6 protein-coding genes are annotated in these 12,424 nt (G+C 36.7%); all 6 read right to left on the bottom strand.

Annotated elements, in window-relative coordinates; genetic code table 11:
• Window positions 1–343: 343 nt before the first annotated feature.
• Window positions 344–3,184: a VWA domain-containing protein gene (locus tag Q0R37_RS06815; RefSeq protein ID WP_294752727.1), complete on the bottom strand. Its 2,841-nt coding sequence runs from the start codon at window positions 3,182–3,184 to the stop codon at window positions 344–346.
• 878 nt (window positions 3,185–4,062) lie between these two features.
• On the bottom strand, window positions 4,063–4,662 hold the full coding sequence (locus tag Q0R37_RS06810) for a hypothetical protein (RefSeq protein ID WP_294752725.1): 600 nt from the start codon (window positions 4,660–4,662) through the stop codon (window positions 4,063–4,065).
• Window positions 4,663–4,850: 188 nt separating this feature from the next.
• Window positions 4,851–5,138 carry a hypothetical protein gene (locus Q0R37_RS06805; RefSeq protein ID WP_294752723.1) on the bottom strand — a complete coding sequence of 96 codons (288 nt, stop codon included), beginning with the start codon at window positions 5,136–5,138 and terminating at the stop codon, window positions 4,851–4,853.
• A 176-nt stretch (window positions 5,139–5,314) separates the two neighbouring features.
• A complete protein-coding gene (locus tag Q0R37_RS06800; RefSeq protein WP_294752721.1) occupies window positions 5,315–6,769 on the bottom strand; it encodes a hypothetical protein in 1,455 nt (484 codons plus the stop codon).
• The gene (locus tag Q0R37_RS06795; protein ID WP_294752719.1) at window positions 6,762–7,316 is read right to left on the bottom strand and encodes a sigma-70 family RNA polymerase sigma factor; all 555 of its coding nucleotides are present in this window, start codon (window positions 7,314–7,316) and stop codon (window positions 6,762–6,764) included. Before Q0R37_RS06795 ends, Q0R37_RS06800 begins: the two co-directional genes overlap by 8 nt.
• Window positions 7,317–8,073: 757 nt before the next feature.
• Window positions 8,074–12,414, bottom strand: coding sequence for a hypothetical protein (locus Q0R37_RS06790; protein ID WP_294752717.1), 4,341 nt, complete (start codon window positions 12,412–12,414; stop codon window positions 8,074–8,076).
• Window positions 12,415–12,424 lie beyond the last annotated feature (10 nt).

Raw genomic sequence — 12,424 nt, 5'->3', positions numbered from 1 at the left:
TGTCTCTTCTATTATACACTACTTTGGAGGTTTACACAAATTTTAGGATAGACTCATTTTCAGCGACGGTACTGTTCAACTTCGCCGGCCGTGAGTGTTCAACTGCAGCGCTATATTCAATATATGGCTGACTTATACTGACTATTCTGTTTTCTACTGAATGTGTGTTGTTTTCTACATATACTGCTGTTCATAAACGATCGTAAGGATATCGAGAAAAAAGAAATAGTCACAAGATTTTTTGATCCTGTGACTATTTTGCTTTTCCTCAGCTTAATGACATTACCTTCTGTACGGAAGGGAAGTTTTTTGTATCATAAAAATTCTTTTAAGACATAATATATTAGTTAACGAATTCTTGAGCTCCTGAGTTGATATTTGCTCGAACTTCAGCCCATGTGTCTGTACTAGGACAGTAATATTTTAATGCTGCTTCCCCCTTCTCAGGATGATGCGGACTAAAATAAACTTCTGATATTTTTTTACCATTAGCGTCTTTTGTGTCTTTTGTAATAAAGAAATGATAATCGTAATCGGTATATTCAACGCTTTTTTCATTATAAAATTTTATTACAGCTTTAATAACTGCTGCGGTAACTTTATTAGTATAAGGGAAATCCGGATGTTCATACTGATAATTAATATAACTTTTGTGGTTATTAAATTCATCATTATAGTTGATAACTTTATAAATCTTATTATTAGGATGCTTCGCAGCATCTTCATCATCAGCATTGTAAAAAGTATAGCTCTTTTCATCCCACTTACCATAAGTTTTTATATCATGGGATAATCTGTTATAAACTACCGAACATATGAACATTTGATCGATTTCATCATTTGTTGTTTGACCTGCTTCCTGTGCAATACAATTACATAGAAGAATGAATTCTTCTTTATCAACATTAGAAGGATATTCAACTTTCGTTAAATTGTCTAAGCAAATATATCCCTCATAGGATTTGCCATTATATTCATACGTTGTGTGTCCCCATTTACGTACATAATTACCATGTTCAGATTTAACATTATTAGTATCATCAACTTCGTTATCTATTTTAATTATATGAGCGTATTCATAAGATAATGATGATGGCAGCAAATTACGTGAATCTGCATTAGGTTCTTTTCGTAATGTTGCGCTATTCGCACTCACATAAGCGAAATAAGATGATTCTGTTTCATCTTGTAAAGGATCTGGATCTATGGGGGGGGCCGTGGGGACTGGTGGGGTGTCATTCAGATCGTTTGGATCAGAGTTCATAACAAAATAGTATTGTTTAAGGCTATTATTATATCTACAGCCAACTTTAGGATCTATTTCTTCTCCATCCTTAAATCCGTCACCGTCAGAATCAGGCTTTGTAGGATCTGTATTAATTATTTCTCCGTTTTCCAGTCTTATACCTGCAATTTCAACAGCATCATACAATTTATCATAATCGTCATCTGTTGTGTCGAAATCGCCGCTTATTCCAAACTCTTCATAAATAGCAACAAGCTTTTCTGCTGTAAATGCTTTATAAAATTTACCACCGGTTTCTTCAGATATTCTTTTCAGCGTTTCATCTCCAGAATCGGCACCAAGTCCAACTGTATAGATATGAATGGATTTTTTCTTTGCATTGTCAATTGTATTATCAGATACATATGATTCACCGTCTGATAATAGAAGGATTCTTTTAGTAGTATAGTTTTTATTTTCACTATCGAGTATTTCTATTGACTTATTTATTGCAACATCGAAATCTGTTCCTCCATCGCTTGATATTTCTTCTAAAGCAGCTTTTAAATCATCTTTGTTATTAGTTAATTTCGGAGAATTCTCAACATAGCCTGTAAATAAGAGTATTGCAGATTTATCATTAGGATTCATTACATTTATAAATCCTTCGGCTGCTTTTTTTCTTTCACAGGTATACTGCATTGTATTATCAATGTTTTCATAAGAAATTGGATCATACCACTCCATACTTCCTGAACAATCTATTGCCAGTACTGTATAATAACTAACTAATGGTGCACCTGAAATATCAGCATTATTATAATTGAATTTTTTAGCCCATGCTGCATACCATTCTTCTTTGTCAACAATCAAGTATTTGCTGAAATGTGTAGTATTAACGCTTACAGTACTATTCTCACTGTCATGGATAGTATCAAGTTCAACGAATTCATGATTTTCTTCATCATGCCATAGGAAAAGCAGATTGTTGAAATCAGTTTCTCCGAGTTTTGTTTTGTCAATTTTGAAGGTCAGCGTCGCTTCATCAAACTGTGATGATGTTTCGATAGAGAAAGGCTCACCAACAAGACCAACTGCATTTGAACACAATCTATCCTTGTTCATTATACTGTTAATCTGCATATTTTTTTGAAGATTTCCGGTTCCGTTCAACGATACAAAAACCTCAGTTACAGCGCTATCTTTGTTTTCAGCTTTATAGACAAAGCTTTGATCGCGTTTTTCATCACCGTCAAGTATGCCGTTATCGTCTGTATCAGGATCGTTGGGATCGGTACAGAAATAGATCTCATCATCATCATTTAGACCGTCCTTGTCGGTATCAACTTCAAGAGGATTAGTGAAGTATTTATCAACTTCCTCGCCGTCTTTGAGGCTATCTCCGTCAGTATCAGCAGAATTAATATCTGTTCCTATTTCTGCTTCTAATTCATCATTAAGGCCGTCACCGTCGCTGTCATCGATAGTTTCGGGTTCTATTTCCCAAAGCCAATCAAAAAAACTATTGAAGGAATAATCAAATTCGCCAAATTTTGTATCCAAATGGCCTGACAGCATACTGCTGATGCTTAACTGCATTTCATTTGGGCTATCACTATTGATGCCTAATCTTGAAGCTACTTCTAAAGCGCACTCATTAACTACTTTTTCCTGTTTTTCAAGCTCAAACTGCAAACGAATCTTTTTTACCGGATTAGCCGTATTAGCGATCTGTTCTTCAGTATCCTTATAATCGCTAACAGCCTTACGATAATCGACTAACAAAGATTTTGCTTTTAAATAATCATTTTTAGTTGAAAGATTGCTTTTAAGCTTTGTAATTCCATCACTTAAAGAATATGGTACTTTTGTTGTATTTCCAGCTGTTGCAGGAAATGATGTCAATAAACTTACTGCTGTCGTGATTGAAAGAATAGCTGATAATAATTTCTTAACCATTTTTACCTCCGTTTAATAATCATTTTCTGTTTTTGTTTTGATGAGATGTACTGTGCTACGTTTTCATAGTATCACTCCTGTCTGTCTTATAATATTAACCAATGATATAAAATATCAGTTGACATTATATATTATACATTATATATTATTACAATAGAAAAAAACAAGTCGATTATTGTTTATATATTGCACATTAAACTTATACACCAAACAACAAATAAAATATATAACAATCACAAGACTGTGAACTATAAAAATATTACTTTGATATTCAATTTGAAACCCCAACCCACAAATTATAGTAATTTCATTATCACAGCTTCATAAATATAGTTATAATAATCTCAAGTATCAAGATGAAGAATTGTATAAAAAGAATTGTTTCAAAAACTGTTTATTCTAATCAATTATTGCTAAAAATGTTATTTATTCTATAGCATACAAGTAACTTTTTAAGTATTGATTTTTTATTATAAATGTTTCCATTTATAATAACGAAATTTTAATTAAAAGTGTAACAGCTTTTTTTACTTATCAGAACAGTGATGGTAAAATATGTCATTAGATGTAGCGGAACTCATACAGTTACTATATTTTAAATCCCGATAAGGGTAACAATAAGATAGGAATATATAATAGTGAGGATTATTATAAATCCCTGTCACATATGCTTGAAAGTATAAATTTGTATGAGCCTGTAAAACGAGAATTGATTTTCGGTTTGATTCGTTTTACAAAAACTATGTTGATCTCAAATATTAAAATTAGTTAGCAAATAAGCATCCCCCGGCAGAGACGTAATGTCATTAAGCTTTTCCGGGGTTTACGGATTACAAAAAATAGCCGAGGTCTAAGACCTCGGCTAATAAATATTGAATTCAAAAATCTACATGTTCATTAAAGACAAATTCTCCATTTATGTTTTTATAAACTGTTATTGCCTTATGCTTTCCTTTTTCATCAATATTTACAACATATTTCCATTGTATGGCTGGTGAACCTTTATACCCAATAGGAATATCTTTTGAAGTTCCGCTTGCTTTGCCAACATAGTCAGTGAAAAGACAGGTTACAATACCTTGTTCGATTTCACTGTAATCGTATTCTTCAGCCATTACCTGTAAGGAGTTGCCTGCATTAATTTGATACAAGCCTTTTAAGCGATGATTTTCATCATACACTATTTTATAATGTTCATTATAAATCAATCCGCTTTCAGAAAACAATGCAGTCCAAACAGAATCGCCGTAATTAACAAAGTATCTCGTTTCACTTCTTTGAGTATAACCTCCGTCAGGTGAAAGCTGTGAATAGCTTTCAATAGCAAGCGGAGAATCCTCACTGTCATAATATGTTACTTTATATAATTGTCCCGGTTTTACAGTTTTAATTACTCTGCCGCTTTTGTAATTCTTGATAATATACTTTGTCATCTTACTCGGCGATGCAATTCCTAATCCGCGTCCGTATGTTGACATAACCTTTCTGCATTTTTTGTTTTCAAATTCAGTTTTAAACTCTTCAAGATGATAGCATGCATAATCATGAAAGGCATCACACTCAGCAGAAAGACGATCTCAGTATTCATAACAGTTCATTGCAATCACCTCCTTATCTTCCCCATCCGCCGGAATAAAGCAAATCATTATGCGGAACAGTTTTCAGGTCAGTATTTCCAAATTGGTCCAGAAATAAAGTACATCCAAAACCATGCTGTAAACAGACTAAATTGTATTGAAACGACCCAGTAAATTATCTTATGTGCTTTTGATGATAGTGGTGCAACGAAATATGATATGAACAGGAGAATCACCATTATAGTAAAAAGTGATAGCTCAAGCAAAGCTGCTTTTTTACCAACAAAAGCATTTGTAATACCGATCCCTGCAATTGTCACAAAATACAGTATATGTATAAACAGCGCCAATAGCAGTTTCACGATAAATCTTTTCATGCTGTTTACTCCTGTCTGTGTTGTTTTTTACAGTATAACACAGGTCAGGAAAAATATCAAGCGTAAAACAGCATAAATCAAGAATACAGGTTAGTCTTCTCAGAGCTATATTCAGAAGATCATATCAATGACCGAATTCATACTGCGACAAAGGCGGTCTTTGCACAGAGTTGCCTTTAATTAAGCTCGGATTCGTGCTTTCGGGTAAAGCGGAACGCCTCAGTTCTGTATTCCGGATAATGCATATAGAGACCAAGAAACCGTGTATCATCGGCCGGAATAATATTTATGTCGAACAGATTGTTAGTGTATGGGACAGGGTAGTCGTCCGGATTCATGATCTGCGTCTCAAGGTCAGAGGCTTTAATGTCGATAAGTACCTCCTGTGTGCCGTCGTCTTTTATGCCGATCAGTTCGTTGTATGTGTTAATGAAGAAACGGTATTCGCCGCAGCCCTTAAGAAAACTGATTTTGTTCAAATCCTCTCCGATGGAGTATAGAGTCTGTCCGCAACTGCCGGATGCAAGATCAAATTCATAAACTACAGCTTCCTTGATTTCACTTTTGTCCGGAACAGAGTACACCTTTTCCTGAAGAAGAACCGGCTTGTCATCTCTGTCAAAACAAAGAAATTTATAGTCACGTAAGCTGTTGGCGTGGTCATAATCTATTCCCAGATCCGTTATTACAGAATCTTCCGCTGTTTCTTTGTCAATTTGCAGTATTTTGCCGTCTGACAGTGTCATATACAGCATATCGCCCACACAGTTAAAACCTTCGTTGTTCAGGTAAGTGTATGTGTTAACCCAAATATCCTTTGCCGGGACGGTGGATAGCAATGTTCCGTCTTCAGCATAGTGGCAGAGGAGATACTGCACATTTTCACCTTCATTCCGGTCTTTACTCTCCTTGCTGACAATCACCCATATCCCGTCTTCTTCAAATGCAGAACCTCGGTAAAAAAAGTCGTAGACGCTCTTATCATCGGGTGGTGTGAGCACAGACATCTCTATCGTCTGCATATCCTCGCTTATGTGCAGATAAGCCATATCCCTATCCCCTTGCTCACCATAGTAGACAATGTAGCTGAATCCGTCTGCTGCACGTTCAGAATTCAGGAAGCTTTCAATACCGTCCGGCAGATTGATCGATTCATAGCGGACAATATTTGACAAAGGAGTGGTATCCTGCACTGTCGTCTCGGTATCTGCATATGTCTGAGTAATGGTGATATGTTCATTTGCAGTCGTTTGAGTTGTAATTGTTTGAGTTTTAGTCGTTTGCGTTCCTGTCGATGGCTGTGTGACCACATCAGTCTCAACATCTTCTTTAACCATGCTGTTATCATTTATGTTGTTAATATTGTTGTTTTCTTTAAGCCTGGAATAATAATAAGCACCGCCGCCGACAGCTCCTGCGGCTATCATAACGGTTGCAGCAGCTGCAAGGACTTTTTTCCATAAAAAGCCGTGATAAACATCGACTCCCGAAACAGAATCGGATTCATCGTTTTCTCTGTATATTTCATTTGATGTATCCCCTGCCGCTTCCGGTGTATAAGGCGTGTCGGCTTCATGCATCAGTTCTTCGTCTATCATGCTCATGGCTTTCATAAAATTGTTCTTATTCATAGTTATAGCCCTCCTCTTTAAGAAATACTTTCAGCTTTTTTCTTGTACGGAAAAGGTATGTTGCAACGGTCTTCTCATTCAGCGAATAGCGTTCTGCAATTTCCGCAACCGAATCACCGTAGGTGTATCTTCGTACAAACACCCTGCGGTGTATTTCGTCCTGAGAGTGTAGAAAACGACTGATCGTATCAGCGAGGTCGGAAAGTATTACGTCACTGTCGTTATTCGCCGGAACACAGTCCGATATTTCTTCGAGAGATACCGTGTAGCGGCTGTTACGTTTTGCAGCAGAGTTATACTCCAGTCGGTTTATTGCAATATTTCTGACAATACGGCATATGTAGCTTTTTAAGTCTTTGGGCTTTGCGGGCGGTATGCTGTTCCAGACTTCGTAACAGGCGGAATTAACACATTCTTCGACATCTTCATGCAGGGAAAGCACATTTCCCGCAATATATTCGCAAAGCTTCATATATTTACTGTGAATTTCGCTAATAGCCGATTCATTTCTCTTTTGCAGCAGTTCAATTATTGATAGATCATCCATCAAATCTGCCTCCTTTCTTGAGGAATTTTCTCCCTCTGTATATTAAGTCAGATTTTTTCAGAGCTACATTTCACTTTTATCAAAAAAATATCATACATCACGTAATTATATCACACCTGATGCACGATGTAAATAATAAGCTGCTCATATATATCCTTCCAGAGCGCTGAAATACGTTCTTTCAGCTGTTCCTGTACGTTTTGAAGTTTTGCATGATACCACATCAAAATGGCGAAGTCGGTAATTTTTTATATTTTTTCTGCTGACGTCCGTCAGAATTAAACCTTTGAGAATCACCCATATATAATTGTTGAAAGCAGATATGTATAAGAACATAGATTTCAAATTACATTTCATAGTCACAAATTGCTGCTTTTGCCAATTATTGCGAAAATCAGCAGATAAAAGAAAATAATCCTTGATTTTTTAACTATTTAATATAAAATATAAGTGAATGATAGTAATAATATTCAAAAATATATTTAAAAAACCTGCAAATAAAAGTCAAGCCCTAAAATGAAAAAAATTGAAAAAATTTTCCAAGGCAAAAAAGAGCATGACAAAAAGACTGCTGAAGCATCCTGAAAAAAAGTATTCTTAAATAAGACCGACTGCTTTGGGATTGACTCAAAATAGTATTCATCATATACTGCACGTTGCCATACAAACAAAATCCCGAAAGTAAATAAAAACTACTTTCGGGATTACTTTTAAATAATACATCAATAAAAAAATATAATAGATATTATTTCATTCTTTACTCTACTGATGAATTAACAAGAAGGTTCTCAATTTCTGATAAATTCTCTGTAACAATCACTATTTGATTATCTATATTCGCGGATATATCATCAGCAGGGATAGTATCAGCCTCTCTTGCAGGTACCTGTCCAACGTAAGTCTTGTCTATTGTCTCAAATTCCTCTTCCACGTTTGGTACAAAGAGACTTGTTCTGTCGAATATCTTTGTAGGATCGCCAAAGCATTCAAGACCTTCATCAAGGTGCATATACGCTGTGTTTACCCAGTCTGTATCGTCAATAGCGAATTCTTCTTCGTTCTCGAAAGCTTCCTGAGCAGCTGCGATAGTATCTGCCTTGATCTTTACGGATTCTTCTGTTGCAATGAATTCAAGAGTATCCTTATTTACTGTTCCTGTGATAAGATCAGCAAATCTGAATTCGTACGTCTCGTTTCCGTTTCTAAAGTTGCTTATAGTGAGTACGTCTTCTGTACCCTTTACGATTATATCGAGACTGTTACCATTGTTTTCGTTTTCAACGAATTCTACCTCGTCTGAAGTTATGTCAAAGAGCTTGATTATGCTCTTTTCATTGCTCCACTCGTTGATAGTATCGTGATCGTAGCCCTTTGCGAAAATGTATGTATCTATACCTGTACTTCCAGAGAGTGTATCATCACCTGAACCACCGTCAAGAATATCATTTCCTGTTCCTGCGCCGATCATATCATTGCCGCCGAGAGCGTGGTACTCAACATTATCGTTTACATATATGCCCATCCAGTGACCGTTGTTATCATCAACAGCAGGCTCGAATGAAACTTTTCTGTTTTCGGTGATCTCATACTGTCCGTATACCTTGTCGCCTTCAGCTTCAAATACGAAACTGATGTCGCGGTTGCTGTTATAGTCGAAGAAGTGATCTATCGTCAGAATGTCGTTTGTACCTGCGCCACCGAAGCGAATGATAAGGTCGTTATGAAGATTACGTGAAAGCTTCATATTTGCTGTAGTGTAATCCTTGATAAGTATGGTGTTGTTGTCTGAAGAAGCATCTATAATATCGTGGTCGTAGCCCTTGCCGTAGATGTATGTATTGTCGCCGTGATCTCCCTGTAAGAAATCATCGCCCTTGCCGCCGTCAAGTACATCAGCGCCGCCGCCGCCGTAGATCTTATCGTTGCCGTCTCCGCCGCTGAGGTATGAACCGTCATCACCTGCATAGAGAGTGTCGTCTCCGCCTTCACCGAACATTACGTTCAGACCGTTTCTGCCATTGAGAGTGTCATTACCTTCACCGCCGTACATGAAGTCCATGTCCTTGCCGCCATTGAGTACGTCATCGCCGTCGCCGCCGTAGAAGATATTGAAGCCGTCACCAGCTTCAAGATAGTCATCAGCAAATGATCCGTTTACGACATCGCGATCAACGCCGCTGCAGAATGAAGCATCTTTTCCGCCGAATGAGAATTTGTATGAAAGCGGATTTTTCAGGAAATCGGGAACAGAAACTTTTTCACCTGTTTCTTTATTAGTCATTACAAAGCCAAGATTTGCATCAACTGAAAGACTGTAATCATCCTCTGTAAAGCAATCAGCAAACAAAATTAAATTTACACCCTGTGTATCATTTATAATATCATTTCCATGACCTACTTCAATAACATAAGTATCATTGCCGTTTCCACCGTAAAGCTTGTCATTGCCCTTGCCGCCGTACAGTATATCATTGCCGTTATTTCCTGTCAAACTATCATTTCCGTCCAGTCCGAATAAATAATTAATATTTGATAAACCTTTGTAATTATTTGCATCATTTGTACCGATATAGGTGGATGATTCTGAACCTGAAATGTCTGCAATAGCAGCATACTCTTCAGGAAGTGTTTTGCAGAATGTTAGGAATTCGTCAAAGAAGTGAGTATTTTTTCTGTGGTCATAAACACGGAGATAAACACCAAGATCATATATAAGCTGATTTGTTTCAGGATCTCCGCAAGCGATCATTCCGCTGATATTAGTGGTTAAAGGTGTAATGTCAAGTGTATCGCCATTTACCATTTTCTGTCTGCGGTGATTGAAGTCTGTCTGACAGCTAAGGATACAATAATAGATGTTTTCAATGCGATTGCCTATCTTCTTGAGAATTTCAGCAGCAGGAGCATTCGGATTTTCACCGCCAACACCAACGAATGTTCTTCCCATAAACTGCTCGATCATGTGAAGGTCTCTTGCATCTATATTGCCACCTCTGCTGTTTGGATCAATATTTTCCGAACCTGTGATCTTATAAAGGAACTGTTTGAGATAATAACGCTTAACAGCAAAATCATCTGTAAAAAGGAAATTCATATAAATCTTAGCTGTTTCGCCGGTTTCGTCTCCATTGATTGCATCCTCAAAAGAAGGAACATTTCCACTTGTAACACTGCCGTTATGTGTAGTTTTTGTTGTATCAACATCAAACCAGAATTCACTGATAGATGTTTGTGCATTATTTAATGTTACAACAGCAGTTTCAGCCATGTAAGTTCCTGTTTCAGTATCAAGGTAATCAGCTTCTGTATAATCAACGCTTATTGAAGTGATATTTTTTTCTATCAATTTGTAAAGTTCATCTGATTCTGATTTACCATTATGATTCTTGTCAATCCATATTAATAACTTCTGGAAAACGGGATCTTCTTCTGTGATAAGCTGATCATTATTTTCATCAAAATCACTGAGAGCCTCAAATCCGAATTCAGAACGCTTACCATTTGAAAGAATAAACTGATCGCCAAATAATTCGCTTCCGTTATCAATTTTCTGATTTCCATTGACATCTAAAGCAAGAAAACCGTCTTCTGTACCTATCCATGCTGTTTTTTCTTCAAACCCGTTATTGTCAAGGTCAAAATTTACACCATTCTCAAGTGTGGTCAGATTGATTCCGGCAGCGCCAAAATCAATTGCGAGCGGATCTCTTGGAGGAGCAGCATTTCCAGCATCTCCATAATCATCATCTTCATCATGAATATCTTCTGTCAGATCATCATCTTCATCATCATCATCTTCTTCATCGTCGCCATAAACATATTTTTTTAGTTCATCATCATAACCATAACCGGCAAAAGCAGGCAGTGCAAAGCATCCCATTGCATCAGCTACGCTAAGATTACCAGATGCAAGTGCAGCAATAAGCTCAGATGGTTTCATTGATGAATACTTTTCTAAAGTATAAAGTATAAGCCCCGCAACAATAGTACTTCCAACGCCAATGACAACAGGATTTGTAAGAGCTTCTATAAGGCGTTGACACTGTGCTTCCTCCTCCTCATCAATATAATGATGACCAGAGCTCGGGTCTGTTCCCGGATTTGGATCATATCCTGGGTTAGTATCAGGATTTGGCTCGTATCCCGGATCATAATTGTATGAATAACCTGGCTGCGGCTCTGAATTGCCTGAACCTCCGGGAAGTTTATCTTTTAAGTTATCTAATAGTTTTTTTGCAGCAAATGCAAAAGCGCTTGCTGCTGCGGGGCTAAGAGCATGTTCACCCTCTTCAGGTTCTAATCTTCTAAAATTATAAATAATCAGTGAGTCCGTTGTAATAGAATAGTTATATTCATATGTTACTGTTTCCGGCCATACAGTTACAAGATCTGTACAAAGATAATACGCATTAAACGAAGAATATCCACCGGTAATAGTATTTTTGTTGGAAACTTCACCAAATCTAAAAGAATGATCTCCAAATTCATCCACACCAAAATATACATATCCAGCAAGCTGTAAAATTCCTAATGCTTTATTTTTTTTCCAATATGAAGGCGGTTTAACTTCCCAAAGACCTGTTGTTTTATTTTCATTACTCTTATAAATATCGGCACGTCCGGACATTTTAGACGGTACATCCACACTTACATCTTTGCCATCTATAGATATATCCGGAGCAGTAGCATTTTTATCATATGTAATAGGCAATTCGCCTTCATCAAGTATATCTATTCCTTCGGTTCCTCTTTTTCCATATCTAAACCAAAGATCATCCTGTACTCTTCTATGAATTTCTCCGGGAGAAAGCTGATCATCAACCGTAAGTTTTTTCCAGTCTCTTAATTTAATGCCGCCATTAGCTGCATCTAATGCTGCTTCTGCTGCATGCTCTAGGAAATTTGGATCATCTACATTAATATCAGTTATATTATTAAAATTTCCCGTTTTAAATGCATCTGTATAAAACAGTACTCTAAATTTAGGGAGAGGAAATGCGGCATTTGCTTTCAATTCAACAACTGGAATTTGCTGGAATAGCATTATAAAAGCAAGTAACATGCCTATAGATTTAAGAATGTTTTTTTTAAGTTTCATCTTTTTTTCC

The sequence above is a fragment of the uncultured Ruminococcus sp. genome (genome assembly GCF_946415235.1).
Taxonomy (GTDB): domain Bacteria; phylum Bacillota; class Clostridia; order Oscillospirales; family Ruminococcaceae; genus Ruminococcus.
This window is presented reverse-complemented; position numbering and strand designations above follow the sequence as displayed.

What these genes read in the sequence shown, in the direction of transcription:
- Q0R37_RS06810 (WP_294752725.1), bottom strand. Translation starts at nt 4,662, where the DNA reads ATGTCAACATACGGACGCGGATTAGGAATTGCATCGCCGAGTAAGATG.
- Q0R37_RS06790 (WP_294752717.1), bottom strand. Translation starts at nt 12,414, where the DNA reads ATGAAACTTAAAAAAAACATTCTTAAATCTATAGGCATGTTACTTGCT.
- Q0R37_RS06795 (WP_294752719.1), bottom strand. Translation starts at nt 7,316, where the DNA reads ATGGATGATCTATCAATAATTGAACTGCTGCAAAAGAGAAATGAATCG.
- Q0R37_RS06815 (WP_294752727.1), bottom strand. Translation starts at nt 3,184, where the DNA reads ATGGTTAAGAAATTATTATCAGCTATTCTTTCAATCACGACAGCAGTA.
- Q0R37_RS06805 (WP_294752723.1), bottom strand. Translation starts at nt 5,138, where the DNA reads ATGAAAAGATTTATCGTGAAACTGCTATTGGCGCTGTTTATACATATA.
- Q0R37_RS06800 (WP_294752721.1), bottom strand. Translation starts at nt 6,769, where the DNA reads ATGAATAAGAACAATTTTATGAAAGCCATGAGCATGATAGACGAAGAA.